This window comes from Klebsiella sp. 28 (assembly GCF_018223905.1).
Taxonomy (GTDB): domain Bacteria; phylum Pseudomonadota; class Gammaproteobacteria; order Enterobacterales; family Enterobacteriaceae; genus Klebsiella; species Klebsiella pneumoniae.
Window position 1 is genome coordinate 18,375 of sequence record NZ_JAGRQY010000072.1, and the last position, 13,869, is coordinate 32,243.

At 60.8% G+C, this 13,869-nt stretch carries 12 protein-coding genes and 1 pseudogene; 8 read left to right on the forward strand and 5 right to left on the reverse strand.

What is annotated here, in order from left to right:
- Positions 1-44: 44 nt before the first annotated feature.
- Entirely contained in the window at positions 45-650 is a 606-nt protein-coding gene (locus KHQ28_RS13745; RefSeq protein ID WP_032419246.1) for a glutathione S-transferase family protein, read from the reverse strand.
- Between the two features lie 254 nt (positions 651-904).
- On the opposite strand from KHQ28_RS13745, the gene KHQ28_RS13750 reads away from it, so the two are divergent.
- Entirely contained in the window at positions 905-1,798 is an 894-nt protein-coding gene (locus KHQ28_RS13750; protein WP_032419247.1) for a LysR substrate-binding domain-containing protein, read from the forward strand.
- A 41-nt stretch (positions 1,799-1,839) separates the two neighbouring features.
- On the opposite strand, the gene KHQ28_RS13755 is transcribed toward KHQ28_RS13750, so the two are convergent.
- Positions 1,840-2,730 carry a mechanosensitive ion channel family protein gene (locus KHQ28_RS13755; protein WP_306174357.1) on the reverse strand — a complete coding sequence of 297 codons (891 nt, stop codon included), beginning with the start codon at positions 2,728-2,730 and terminating at the stop codon, positions 1,840-1,842.
- Positions 2,631-3,051: pseudogene (locus KHQ28_RS29235) on the reverse strand (hypothetical protein). Before KHQ28_RS29235 ends, KHQ28_RS13755 begins: the two are co-directional and overlap by 100 nt.
- A 224-nt stretch (positions 3,052-3,275) precedes the next feature.
- On the opposite strand from KHQ28_RS29235, the gene ivy reads away from it, so the two are divergent.
- Complete coding sequence (gene ivy, locus KHQ28_RS13760; protein ID WP_004210923.1) at positions 3,276-3,722, forward strand: Ivy family C-type lysozyme inhibitor; 447 nt, start codon at positions 3,276-3,278, stop codon at positions 3,720-3,722.
- Positions 3,723-3,767: 45 nt separating this feature from the next.
- Here the strand turns inward: ivy and betT are convergent, their stop codons facing one another.
- Positions 3,768-5,801, reverse strand: coding sequence for a choline BCCT transporter BetT (gene betT / locus KHQ28_RS13765; RefSeq protein WP_004142478.1), 2,034 nt, complete (start codon positions 5,799-5,801; stop codon positions 3,768-3,770).
- Positions 5,802-5,929: 128 nt separating this feature from the next.
- Between betT and betI the strand changes: the two genes are divergently transcribed.
- From betI to betA, 3 genes are all read left to right on the forward strand, one after another.
- On the forward strand, positions 5,930-6,517 hold the full coding sequence (betI, locus tag KHQ28_RS13770) for a transcriptional regulator BetI (protein WP_004151671.1): 588 nt from the start codon (positions 5,930-5,932) through the stop codon (positions 6,515-6,517).
- A 13-nt stretch (positions 6,518-6,530) separates the two neighbouring features.
- Positions 6,531-7,802 (forward strand): betaine-aldehyde dehydrogenase, encoded by a 1,272-nt coding sequence (locus tag KHQ28_RS13775; RefSeq protein WP_211777618.1) that lies wholly within the window; start codon positions 6,531-6,533, stop codon positions 7,800-7,802.
- Between the two features lie 13 nt (positions 7,803-7,815).
- Positions 7,816-9,480 (forward strand): choline dehydrogenase, encoded by a 1,665-nt coding sequence (gene betA, locus KHQ28_RS13780; protein WP_032419248.1) that lies wholly within the window; start codon positions 7,816-7,818, stop codon positions 9,478-9,480.
- A gap of 120 nt (positions 9,481-9,600) precedes the next feature.
- Here the strand turns inward: betA and KHQ28_RS13785 are convergent, their stop codons facing one another.
- Positions 9,601-10,296 carry a GNAT family N-acetyltransferase gene (locus KHQ28_RS13785; RefSeq protein ID WP_032419249.1) on the reverse strand — a complete coding sequence of 232 codons (696 nt, stop codon included), beginning with the start codon at positions 10,294-10,296 and terminating at the stop codon, positions 9,601-9,603.
- Between the two features lie 205 nt (positions 10,297-10,501).
- On the opposite strand from KHQ28_RS13785, the gene KHQ28_RS13790 reads away from it, so the two are divergent.
- The 3 genes from KHQ28_RS13790 to KHQ28_RS13800 all read left to right on the forward strand — a co-directional run.
- Positions 10,502-12,070 (forward strand): ABC transporter substrate-binding protein, encoded by a 1,569-nt coding sequence (locus KHQ28_RS13790; protein ID WP_004191426.1) that lies wholly within the window; start codon positions 10,502-10,504, stop codon positions 12,068-12,070.
- Between the two features lie 119 nt (positions 12,071-12,189).
- Complete coding sequence (locus KHQ28_RS13795; RefSeq protein ID WP_032419250.1) at positions 12,190-13,212, forward strand: ABC transporter permease; 1,023 nt, start codon at positions 12,190-12,192, stop codon at positions 13,210-13,212.
- On the forward strand, positions 13,212-13,869 hold a 658-nt coding region (locus tag KHQ28_RS13800), incomplete at its 3' end, for an ABC transporter permease (RefSeq protein ID WP_211777619.1). The genes KHQ28_RS13795 and KHQ28_RS13800, both read left to right, overlap by 1 nt.

Below are 13,869 nucleotides of genomic sequence, written 5' to 3' on the forward strand. Positions count from 1 at the left end.
GGCGATAACGTCTTCGTCCGGCTGCAATCCAACGCCCCCTGCCGTTAACCCAGCGGATACTGTTGAAACGCCGGCAGCGCCTCCCCCTTCTCCGCCAGCGCGCGAATATGTGGAAACTCAGCTGTCGACACCACCGCCGGGATCATCAACTGGATAAAGGACCAGACCACCGTGCTGGTGACCAGCACCTGATCCGGCTGCGCGGCGGCGGCGCGGTCTGCCAGCCGGGCGTCCCACTCCCGACAGGCGGCCAGCAGCTGGCCGGTCACCCGGGCTATCCACGGCTGATGCTGTTTCTCTTCCGGCCGCAGACGGTGCTCATAAACATGCTGGACCGCTTTTTCACAGGCGGCGAGGATCACCCCCAGCAGGTGCAGATCGCGGGCCAGCGCCTCGGGATGCGCGGGAAGCAGCCGGCGCCCGGCCGGATTGGTCGTTTCGAAATAGTGGAGGATCAGCGTGGAGTCCATCAGCTGCGTCCCGTTATCGAGCACCACCGTCGGCGCCTTGACCACCGGATTAATACGGGAAAATTCGTCAAAGCCGCTAAAGACCGATAGCGGCAGGCTCTCGAATTCCACGCCATAGAGCGCCAGAGAAACCGCCACGCGTCTTACATAAGGTGAATCCATCATACCAATGAGTTTCATCGTCACTCCTGCCTGCGATAAAGAGGTTGCGGCTTTACCTTACTGGAAAACCGATGCCGCGAATATCACGGGATACTTACCGCAACGGTTAGTAAAACTAACAGATTGGCGACTCGCTGTAGCCCTCCAGTCCCCCTCGTGCTATACCGACTGAGGCAGCATTTAGCCCCTTTTTCAGCCTGTTCGCGGCGGCTATAAAAGCCGCTAACCCGGTAGTAACGTTAACGTATCGACTCACTGACAGAGACACCACCATGGCAGATTTTCCCCCTGTCGCCAGCCTGCGCAGCTTTGAGGCGGTGGCGCGCCTCGGCAGCGTGACGCAGGCCGCCCACGAGATGAGCGTGACCCATTCGGCGGTCAGCCAGCACATCAAACAGCTGGAAGCCCTGGTCGGCGTCACGCTCTTTATCCGCCACGGCCGCGGAGTGCGCCTCACGGAAGAAGGACGGCTCTATGCCCTGCAAATCCGCGAAGCGTTACAGCACATCGCCGACGCCACGCGCATGGTGCAGATCAAACCCCGCACCCTGGAAGTGTCCCTGGCGACGCTCCCCTCCTTTGGCTGCCACTGGCTGCTGCCGCGGCTGGCGCGCTTTCAGGCGCGGCATCCGCAGATCGCGGTGCGCCTGCTGACCAGCCTGGCAGTGGTTAACCTGCAACAGGAGGGTATCGATCTGGCCATTCGCATGGGGCAAGGCGATTGGGAGGGAATGGAAAGCCGGCGTCTGTTTGCCGATGAACAGCTGGTGGTCGCCGCCCCCGGCTATCGCGGCGGTAACCTGCCGACCACCCCGCAGGCGATCGCCGCCAGCGATATTATTTTTTCCATGGAGTCCTGGAACGCCTGGTGCAGCCAGGCGGGGCTGGAAAAGCCGATCGTCCCCGCGGGCCTGCGCCTGAACGACTCCAATCTGGTGCTGGAGGCGGTCCGCCTGGGGGCCGGCGTGGCGCTGGAGCGGCGCTCCCTGGTGGCGGGGGCGATAGCCCGCGGCGAGCTGGTGCAGCTCACCGCCGTCACCGTCCCCTACCCCTGGCACTACTGGCTAACCGTCTCCCCGCAGGCGGAGAACCGGCCGGAAGTCGCCCGGTTCATCGCCTGGCTGGAGGAGGAGATCGCCCTCTGGCGCCAGCAGATCAGCGTTTAGCCTTCGGCCGACGGCGGCAGGCCCGTCCGGGCGGCGTGCTCCTAGGAGAGACGCCAGAAATCGTGCCCGGCGGGATACTGATAGAGGCGCAGAGAAAACTGTCCGGCCACCGCGGTAATGTACTCAAATATCGCCGACTGGGTGTTTTCGTAGTCTTTCCATAGCGTTGAGGTGGTGAAGCAGTAAATCTCCAGCGGGATGCCCGACGGCGAAGGTTTCAGCGTTCTCGCCACAATGTACATCTCCTTAATAATATCCGGCCGCTCGGCGAGATAGTGCATCAGATAGTGGCGAAACAGGGTCAGGTTGGTCAGCCCGTTATCGATAAACCAGCGGTCGGCCACGCCGCCGGGATCCCGGCCGTCAAGCAGCGTGCCCAAAGGCTCACTCACCCCGCGGATGGTCAGCATCGAGGAGAGCATCTCCTGGTCGAGAAAACGCACCGAGTGTTGATCGATGGCGATACTGCGCATGATCCGCCGCGCCCCGGAGGAGAACATCGCCTGCCAGTTGGTATAGGTCTCGGTGAGGAAATTCTTGGTCGGGATACGGGAGATGGTATTGTCCCAGTTGCGGATGGTAATGGTGTGCAGCGCGATATCCGTCACCTCACCGCTGAGGTTCTTGTCAGGCATTTCAATCCAGTCCCCCAGCTGGAGCACGTCGTTGGACGACAGCTGAACGTTCGCCACCAGCGACAGCAGAGTATGCTGGAACACGATCATCAGTACCGCCGCCACGGCCCCCAGACTGGAGATAATAATGATCGGCGATTTGTTCGACATCACGGCGAGGATCATGATCGCCGCCAGGATGTGGACTAAGATTTTGCCTATCTGGATATAGCCCTTAATGGAATGATTTTTACGTTTGGTCTTTCGCAGATAGGAGCTGTTGACAATATCCAGCATCTCGTTGAAAAACACCGACATAAAAATAAAAAACAAGATCCCGCAGATAGTATTAATCGCCGTCACCAGCGATGCCGGCATCGCCGGCATAAACTGCAGAACGTAATAGATGATAATAACCGGAATGAAATTGGACAGCTTTTCGGCGATGCGTCGATCCTTCTCCAGCGGCACATCCTGTTTGTGGCTACTAAAGAAGACCTTACGCACCACTTTAATCAGCAAGAACTTGCATAAAAGATGGGCAAATATGCCGGAGAGCAGCAGCAGAATAAGATTAAACCCCACCGCCAGCGCCGGATTACTCTCAATAAACGTCAGTAGATGATTCACATACGCCATGCTTTATCGCCTGAATAACTATGCCACTTCGCTAACTGCTTTATCCCAAGGGCATATATTTGGAAAATAAATCAATCCGCATCATGGCATATCGCTTAGCGTAACGTCCATGCGCGCACCGCTTCTAATCATTCACAGAAAATATGTCAGAGTTTGCATTAATCATTCTCTACGCTCACTATAAAGAGGCTTGTTATGAGGACGGAATAAGTCCAGGAGGAAACATGTTTAAAGCTCTTACCGCTATCGTCGCCTTAGCCGCCTCCGCCAGCGTTATGGCGCAAAGCGATGTCACGCTGAACAGTCTGGCTCACGATGCCGCCACCCGGGCGTCGTTTAACCAGATGGTCAAAGGCCATCAGCTGCCCGCCTGGGTGACCACCGGCGGCACCGGTTCGCCCGCGCAGACGGTGAAACTGGGTAGCGAATCCTGGCAGGTGTTAAGCGCCTGCAAACCCCACGACTGCGGCCATGAACGTATCGCGGTGATCTGGTCGGAAAAAAGCAAACAGATGTCCGGCGTTTACTCGGTGGTCGATGAAAAAACCGACCAGGAGAAGCTGACCTGGCTTAACGTCAGCGATGCCCTGTCCATCGATGGCAAAACCGTGCTGTTTGCCGCCCTCAGCGGCAGCCTCGACAACCATCCGGACGCCTTTAACTACCAGTAACGACCATCGCCCCCGTCAGCCTTTCCCCGACGGGGGCTTCCCTGATTAGCCATCCGGGAACATCACGCTGTTCCCCGGCGCTTCCCGATGCAGATGGATAAAGTTCAGGTGCCGCTCGTACTGGTCGAGAATATCGGTGATCACCTGCTCTTTGCTGTAGTCCATCAGGTCGTTACCCTGACTGCCCTCCAGCAGGAAGGTCTCCAGCCGGTAATAGGTGGATTTCCCGCTGCGCGCCCGATAGGTAAAGCCCGGCACCGAGTACTGCTGCGGCCAGATCTTGTAGATAAAGTTCTGCTCGTCGCCCATGTGCACCAGCAGATCGAGGTGGCCAAGGTTCTCACCCTCTTCCGGCGGCAGGCTCTTCAGTTCCACCGCGGCGCCGCGCAGCCGCAGCTCCTGGGCCACCTCCTCCATCGCCGGGTAGCACACCGTCTCCATCATCAGTTTGGTATAGCGCGTGCCGGGGTAATTCATCAGCCGCGACAGGCGCTTCTTCCAGCTCAGACGATCCTGGAGGCCCATCGGGCGCGGGGCGGTGTCGCGGCTGGCGCTGACCCGGCGGTAATCTTCCACTTTCAGAGATTTATACAGTCCGGCCATCACGAAGAAAATCACAAAGCTGAACGGCAGCCCCATGATCACCGTGGTGTTCTGCAGCGCCGAGATGCCGTTGGTCATCAGCATCCCGAGGGTCAACAGACCGATGGCCACCGACCAGAAGATGCGCAGCCAGTTCGGGGCGTCGCTGTTGATGTCCTTCAGCTTCGAGGTGAAATTCCCCAGCACCAGCGCGCCGGAGTCGGCGGAGGTAACGTAAAACAGCAGACCGGTGATGGTCGCCACCGACGCGCTAAAGGTAAACGCCGGATACTGCGCCAGCAGGCTGTAGAAGCCGCGCTCCGGGTGGGCCATCGCCTCCTGGGCAAAGGCCGCGTCGCCGTGGATGATCTCATACAGCGCGCTGTTGCCGAACACCGACAGCCACAGCAGGGTAAAGGTGAAGGGAATAATCAGGGTGCCCATCACAAACTGGCGGATGGTGCGCCCGCGCGAAATGCGCGCCAGGAACAGGCCCACAAACGGCGACCAGGCCACCCACCACGCCCAGAAAAAGAGCGTCCAGTTGTTCATCCATTCCACCGGCCGGTCGAAGGCGAAGCTGTTCAGCGTCATTCCCATAAAGCGATTGACGTAGTCGCCGACGTTGAGCACTAACGCATTGAGCAGGAAGGAGGTATCGCCCATGAACAGCACGAACAGGATCAGCCCCAGCGCGAGGGCGACGTTCAGCTCGGAGAGCACGCGGATGCCCTTGTCCACCCCGGAGGTGACCGAGATGGTGGCGATGATCACCGACAGCGCAATCAGGGCCGCTTTCGCCGCCAGCGAGTCCGGAATATCGAACAGCACGCTCAGACCGTAGTTGAGCTGCACGACGCCGATACCGAGGGTGGTGGCGATGCCGAAGATGGTGCCGATCACCGCCGCAATATCGACGCTGTGGCCGATGGGCCCATTGATCCGTTTGCCAAAAATCGGGTACAGCGCCGAGCGGATGGTGAGCGGCAAATTATAACGATAGCTAAAGTATCCCAGCGCCATGCCCATCAGGGCATACATTGACCAACCGGTTAAGCCATAGTGAAACAGGGTCCAGACCATCGCCTGGCGCGCCGCCTCGATGGTCTGCCCCGCCCCTTCCGGCGGCTGCATATATTGCGTCACCGGCTCGGCGACTGAGAAGAACATCAGGTCGATGCCGATGCCGGCGGCGAACAGCATCGCCGCCCAGCTCAGCAGGCTGAACTCGGGCTTTGACTGCTCCGGCCCGAGCTTCACCGAGCCGAAGCGCGAGCAGGCAATGCAGACGACGAAGACGATATACAGCGTCGCCGCCAGCAGATAGTACCAGCCGAAGGTTTTCGACACCCAGTCCAGGGTGCGCCCAATCCACTCGGCAGAAAAATCGCGAAAAAAGATCGTCATCAGGGAAAACAACAAAATCAGTCCGGCCGAGGTATAAAAAACCACCGGATTGATTTTGTCCTTTTCTCTGCTTTGCGAAAGATCTGTCATCCAGTATCCCCACTGTTTTTGTAACTATTAAAATCCAAATCCGCAACAATTAAGACACATTTTATATTGAACGTCCAATCAAAAACCGCTTTAATAGTTAACCAACGCTGATGAATGGAGTGGCAAAAATGCCCAAACTGGGGATGCAGCCGATCCGGCGCAGGCAGCTGATCGACGCCACGCTGGACGCAATAAATGAAGTCGGTATGCACGACGCGACCATCGCGCAGATTGCCCGGCGGGCGGGCGTATCGACGGGGATCATCAGTCACTATTTCAAAGACAAAAATGGTCTGCTGGAGGCGACCATGCGCGACATAACCAGCCAGCTGCGCGACGCGGTGCTCAACCGTCTGCACGCTCTGCCGGACGGCAGCGCCAGCCAGCGCCTGCAGGCGATTGTCGGGGGCAACTTTGATGAGACGCAGATCAGCAGCGCGGCGATGAAGGCCTGGCTGGCCTTTTGGGCCAGCAGCATGCACCAGCCGATGCTTTATCGGTTACAGCAGGTCAGCAGCCGTCGCCTGCTGTCGAACCTGGTGTACGAATTCCGCCGCGAGCTGCCGCGCGAGCAGGCGCAGGAGGCCGGCTACGGGCTGGCGGCGCTGATAGACGGCCTGTGGCTGCGGGCGGCGCTCAGCGGCAAACCGCTGGATAAAACGCTGGCGCAGTCGCTGACCAGCCACTTTATTCGTCAGCATTTACCGAACCCATAACCGAGGAGGCGTTATGTCCCGAATGGCAGAACAGCAGCTTTATATTAATGGTGGTTATACATCGGCCACCAGCGGTCGCACCTTCGAGACCATCAACCCTGCCACTGGCGAGGTGCTGGCGACCGTTCAGGCTGCCGGACGCGAGGATGTCGACCGCGCCGTCGAGAGCGCGCAGCGTGGGCAAAAAATCTGGGCGGCGATGACCGCCATGGAACGCTCGCGTATCCTGCGTCGCGCCGTCGACCTTCTGCGCCAGCGCAACGATGAGCTGGCGCGGCTGGAGACGCTGGATACCGGGAAACCCCTCAGCGAAACCGCCGCCGTCGATATCGTCACCGGCGCCGACGTGCTGGAGTATTACGCTGGCTTGATCCCGGCGCTGGAAGGCAGCCAGATCCCGCTGCGCGACAGTTCCTTCGTCTATACCCGTCGCGAACCGCTGGGGGTGGTAGCCGGGATCGGCGCGTGGAACTACCCGATCCAGATCGCCCTGTGGAAATCGGCGCCAGCGCTGGCCGCTGGCAATGCGATGATTTTCAAACCGAGCGAAGTCACCCCGCTGACCGCCCTCAAGCTGGCGGAAATTTACAGCGAAGCGGGCCTGCCGGACGGGGTGTTTAACGTCCTGCCAGGGATCGGCGCGGAAACCGGCCAGTATCTGACCGAGCATCCGGACATCGCCAAAATCTCCTTCACCGGCGGCGTCGCCAGCGGCAAAAAAGTAATGGCCAACTCGGCCGCGTCATCACTGAAAGNNGGCGATCTGTTTGCCGATGACACCAACTTCGGCCCGCTGGTCAGCTTCCCCCATCGCGACAACGTTCTGCGCTATATCGAGAGCGGCAAACGCGAAGGCGCGCGCCTGCTGTGCGGCGGCGAGGCGCTGAAAGGCGACGGTTTCGATAACGGCGCGTGGGTCGCCCCGACGGTGTTTACCGATTGCAGCGACGAGATGACCATCGTGCGCGAAGAGATCTTCGGCCCGGTGATGTCGATCCTCAGCTATGCCGACGAAGCGGAGGTCATTCGCCGCGCCAACGCCACCGAATACGGCCTCGCCGCCGGCGTGGTGACGCCCAACCTCAACCGCGCTCACCGAATTATCCACCAGCTGGAAGCCGGCATCTGCTGGATCAACAGCTGGGGGGAATCCCCGGCGGAAATGCCGGTTGGCGGCTACAAACACTCCGGCATTGGCCGCGAGAACGGCGTGATGACGCTGCAGAGTTACACCCAGGTGAAGTCCATCCAGGTTGAGATGGGTAAATTCCAGTCCATATTTTAACCGGGAGGTTTTTTTGCAATTTGACTACATCATTATTGGTGCCGGCTCCGCCGGCAACGTTCTGGCAACACGACTGACTGAAGATCCAAACACCACCGTCCTGCTGCTGGAAGCCGGCGGCCCTGACTACCGGTTCGATTTCCGCACCCAGATGCCCGCCGCGCTGGCTTATCCGCTGCAGGGCAAGCGCTACAACTGGGCCTACGAAACCGAACCGGAGCCGTACATGAACAATCGCCGCATGGAGTGCGGACGCGGCAAAGGGCTCGGCGGATCCTCGCTGATCAACGGCATGTGCTACATTCGCGGTAACGCGATGGATCTGGATAACTGGGCCAAAGAGCCGGGTCTGGAACACTGGAGCTATCTCGACTGCCTGCCCTACTACCGGAAAGCGGAAACCCGCGATATCGGGCCTAACGACTACCACGGCGGCGATGGCCCGGTGAGCGTGACGACACCGAAGCCGGGCAATAATCCGCTCTTCGAGGCGATGGTTGAAGCCGGGGTGCAGGCGGGCTATCCGCGTACCGACGATCTCAACGGCTACCAGCAGGAAGGCTTTGGCCCGATGGACCGCACCGTGACGCCGCAGGGCCGTCGCGCCAGCACCGCCCGCGGCTATCTCGACCAGGCGCGCGGTCGCCCGAACCTGACCATCCGCACCCATGCGCTGACCGATCACATTATTTTTGCCGGCAAGCGCGCGGTGGGCGTCGAGTGGCTGGAGGGAGAGAGCACGATCCCGTCAAAAGCGACGGCCAACAAAGAGGTGCTGCTGTGCGCCGGGGCGATTGCCTCGCCGCAGCTCCTGCAGCGCTCCGGCGTGGGTAACCCGGAGCTGCTCAGGCAGTTCGATATCCCGGTGGTGCACGATCTCCCCGGCGTGGGTGAGAACCTGCAGGACCATCTGGAGATGTATCTGCAGTACGAGTGCAAAGAGCCGGTATCGCTCTACCCGGCGCTACAGTGGTGGAACCAGCCGAAGATCGGCGCCGAGTGGCTGTTCGGCGGCACCGGCATCGGCGCCAGCAACCAGTTCGAAGCGGGCGGTTTTATCCGCAGCCGCGCAGAGTTCGCCTGGCCGAACATTCAGTACCACTTCCTGCCGGTGGCGATTAACTACAATGGCTCCAACGCGGTGAAAGAGCACGGCTTCCAGTGCCACGTCGGCTCGATGCGTTCGCCCAGCCGCGGCCACGTGCGCCTGAAGTCGCGCGACCCGCACGCCCATCCGGCGATCCTGTTTAACTATATGTCCCATGAGCAGGACTGGCAGGAGTTCCGCGACGCCATCCGCATTACCCGGGAGATCATGAACCAGCCGGCGCTGGATAAGTATCGCGGCCGCGAAATCAGTCCGGGAATAGAATGCCAGAGCGATGCCGAACTGGATGAGTTTGTGCGCAACCACGCCGAGACCGCGTTCCACCCGTGCGGGACCTGTAAGATGGGTTACGACGAGATGGCGGTGGTCGATGGCGAGGGCCGCGTCCACGGTCTGGAAGGATTGCGGGTGGTCGACGCCTCGATCATGCCGCAGATCATCACCGGCAACCTCAACGCCACCACCATTATGATCGGCGAGAAGATGGCCGACGCCATTCGCGGCCGCCAGCCGCTGCCGCGCAGCACCGCGACGTATTATGTCGCTGGCGACGCGCCGGTTCGCCGCTAACAGGTCAATGCCGGGCGGCGACTACGCCTTGCCCGGCCTACCCTGAGGCGATGTAACGTAGCCCCCGTAAGCGCAGCGCGACCGGGGTGCCGTTCCGGGTTTTGACCCCATAGGTTGATGTTAGCGAAACGCCTCCAGGCGCTTAATCTGCTGACCGTCGGCAGTAAAGTTCTCCGCCGCCAGCCACGCCCGCAGCGCCGCATCGCGCGCAGGCCACTCGCCGTCGATGATGGACAGCATATCGCTGTCGCGCGTCCGCCCTTTACGCACCAGCCTCTGCCGCAGACGTCCTTCCCAGCTAAAGCCCAGCCGCTCGGCGGCGCGGCGCGAGGCGACATTCATCGAATCGCATTTCCACTCCAGCCGACGATAGCCATGGTCAAAGCCGTTTTTGAGCAGCAGCCAGACCGCTTCGGTACCCAGCGGGGTGTTTTTCATCCGTCGCGACCAGGTGACATGGCCGATCTCAACCGTGCCCATTTCCCGCTCGATCGCCATATAGCTAACGATGCCCACCGCCTGCTCGCTATGCAGGTCAACCACCGCATACGGCACCAGGGCATCATCATTCACCTTGCCCGCGATCCAGTGGGCGGTCGCCGCCACGCTCTCCGGCCGCGTAGACGCCAGCCACGTCCAGTCGCTGTTGTCGCCGAGCGCATAGGCGGCAAACAGATCCGCCGCATGACGGTCAACGTCCAGCGGCTCCAGGCGGCAAAAACGGCCATTTAACGCCGTCCGCCGCAGGACTTGCGCCCCCTGCCAGCCAGGGACCAGGTCGTTCACCTGCTGGCCATACTCATTAATTTCCGGCACACCCACCTCCTCGCAATAGACAATGCGTTATAGCAAGAACCCCGCAGCGGAGAAAGGCGCTTCTGCGCGACCGGCAATAACCTGTCGTTCTTGAATATGCGTTTTTAGCATAAGGATATCCTTATTTTGACTTTACGCCTTATGGCAAGCGGCCTAACGTAGCGAGGCATAAAACAATAAAATAACCATTCTTCAGGGATTGCACATGACCAAAAAACTGTTGCCTTTACTGCTACTGTCGGCGCTCTCCGCCGCCGCGCATGCCGCCACGCCGCCCAACACGCTGGTGGTCGCCCAGGGTCTCGACGATATCGTCAGCCTCGACCCGGCGGAAGCTAACGAACTCTCCAGCATTCAGACGGTCCCCAGCCTCTATCAGCGTCTGGTGCAGCCGGACCGCAACAACCCTGAAAAAATCGTACCGATCCTCGCCGAAAGCTGGCAGGCCGATCCGGCGGCGAAAACCCTGACCATTAAACTGAAGCCGGATGCCAAATTCGCCTCCGGTAATCCGCTGCGCCCGGAAGATGTGATTTTCTCTTACACCCGCGCGGTGACGCTGAATAAATCGCCAGCGTTTATTCTCAACGTGCTCGGCTGGCAGCCGGACAACATCGCCAGCCAGCTGAAAAAGATTGATGACCATACCCTGACGCTGCACTGGACCGCCGACGTCAGCCCGGCGGTGGCGCTGAATATTCTCTCCACCCCCATCGCCTCTATCGTGGATGAAAAACAGGTGGCGCCGAACGCGAAAAATAACGACTTCGGCAACGACTGGCTGAAGATGCACTCGGCGGGCAGCGGGGCCTATAAAATGCGCGTCTACCAGCCGCATCAGGCCATCGTGCTGGAGGCCAACGCCAGCTCCCCCACCGGCGCGCCGAAAATCAAGAGCATCATTATTAAAAACGTCCCCGACCCGGCTTCCCGCCGCCTGCTGATCCAGCAGGGGGATGCCGACGTGGCGCGCGATCTCGGCGCTGACCAGATTGCCGCCCTGCAGGATAAACCCGGCGTGAAGGTGCTGAGCATCCCGTCCGCCGAGCAGAACTACCTGGTGTTTAATACCGCCAACAGCGCCAACCCGCTGCTCAATAACCCGGCCTTCTGGGAGGCGGCGCGCTGGCTGGTTGATTATGAGGGCATCACCAAAAATCTGCTGAAAGGCCAGTACTTTATTCACCAAAGCTTCCTGCCGGCCGGCCTGCCGGGGGCGCTGGAGACTAATCCGTTCACCTTTGACCCGCAAAAAGCTAAGGCTATCCTTGATAAAGCGGGCATTAAGGATGCCCACTTCACCCTCGATGTGGAGAACAAACCGCCGTTTATCACCATCGCCCAATCGCTGCAGGCCAGCTTTGCCCAGGGCGGGGTGAAGGTGGATCTGCTACCCGCCGCCGGCAGCCAGGTCTATGCCCGGGTGCGCGCGAAGCAGCATCAGGCGGCGATCCGCCTGTGGATCCCGGACTACTTTGATGCCCACTCCAATGCCAGCGCCTTTGCCTGGAACGATGGTAAATCCAGCACCGTGGCCGGGCTCAACGGCTGGCAGATCCCTGAGCTGAATAAAGCCACCCTCGCCGCGGTGGCGGAGCCGGACCCGGCGAAACGCCTCGACCTGTACAAAACGATGCAGGAAACCCTGCTCCAGCATTCGCCGTACGTCTTTATTGACCAGGGGAAAACCCAGATCGTGGTGCGTGACAACGTGAAGGGCTATCAGCAGGGACTGAACGCCGACATGGTCTGGTACGATAACGTGACCAAGTAAGCGGGTTTTGTCACCGGGTACGGCGGCCTTGTCTGCCCGGATGACCGACTCCTCACCCGGGCCCGGTCGGCATCGCGCCGCCGGGTACAATGCTGATATACCAGGAATTTCCATTTTCCATGCCATCGTTTTCCACTCACCTTACCCGCCTGCTGCAGGGGGTGTTTACGCTGCTGCTCACGCTGTTCGGGCTGTTGCTGGTCACCTTCTCGCTCTCCGCGCTGTCGCCCGTCGACCGCGTACTGCAGATCGTCGGCGACCATGCCAGCCAGTCGACCTATGACCAGGTTCGCCATCAGCTGGGTCTCGACCAGCCGCTGCCGGTGCAGTTCTGGCACTACCTGGTCAACCTGGCCCATGGCGATCTTGGCATCGCCAGCGCTACCGGCCAGCCGGTGCTCCACGATCTGCTGGCGGTCTTCCCGGCGACCCTTGAGCTGGCGACCCTGGCGCTGATCGTCGGCGCGGTACTGGGCATCGTCGCCGGGGTGCTGTGCGCCCGTTACGCCGGTTCGCCGTGGGATCTGGCGGTTCGCACCTTTACCCTGTTGGGCAACTCGGTGCCCATTTTCTGGCTCGGCCTGCTGATGCTGGCCCTGTTCTACGCCCGGCTGCAGTGGGCGCCGGGCCCGGGTCGCCTCGACGATATTTATCAGTACACCGTCGAGCCACGCAGCGGTTTTGCGCTGATCGACACCTGGCTCTCCGGCGATACCGCGGCGTTTAAAAATGCGATCGGCCATCTGGCGCTGCCGGTGCTGGTGCTGGCCTATTACTCGCTGGCCAGCATCACCCGCCTGACCCGCTCCGCCTGCCTGAGCGAGATGAACAAAGAGTACATTCTGCTGGCGCGGGCCAAAGGGGCCGGAGAGATGACGATTCTGTTGCGCCATGTCCTGCCCAATATTCGCGGCACCCTGCTGACGGTGACCGCCCTCGCCTGGACCTCCATGCTCGAAGGGGCGGTGCTCACCGAAACCGTCTTCTCGTGGCCGGGGATCGGCCGCTACCTCACCACGGCGCTGTTCGCTGGGGATACCACGGCGATCATGGGCGGCACGCTGCTGATCGGCGTGAGTTTTGTGCTGATCAATAATCTGACCGACCTGCTGGTACGGTTAACCGACCCGAGGGTGCGCTGATGCCGACTTATCTGTTTTCACGCCGTCTGCGCCGCTCCCCCGCCGCCTTCAGCGGCCTGACCCTGGTGATCCTGCTGGTGCTGACCGCGCTGTTCGCCCCGTGGCTGGCGCCGCACGATCCCAACTGGCAGGATGCCGCCGCTCGTCTGCAGGGGCCGGGCGCAGGGCACTGGCTCGGCACCGACAGCTACGGCCGCGACCTGCTGTCGCGCTTGCTCTACGGCGCCCGCCCGGCGCTGGGTCTGGTGGCGCTGGTGACCGCCATTACCCTGCCCGTCGGTCTGCTGGTGGGTATCCTCTCCGGCTACTATGGCGGGTGGCTGGAGCGGATACTGATGCGCTTTACCGACGTGGTGATGTCGATGCCGCGCCTGATCCTCGCCTTCGCGTTCGTGGCGATGCTCGGCCCGGGGCTGGTCAACGGCGCGCTGGCGTTAGCCCTGACCACCTGGCCGGCCTACGCCCGTCAGGCGCGCAGCGAAATTCAGCGCCTGCGCCATAGCGACTACCTCGCCGCGGCGGAGATGCTGGGCATCCGCGGCGGGCGGCTGCTGATCGGCCATATTCTGCCGCTGTGTCTGCCGTCGGCGATTGTTCGGCTGGCGCTCGATCTGGCGGGTATTATCCTTGCCGCCGCCGGGCTCGGCTTTCTCGGTC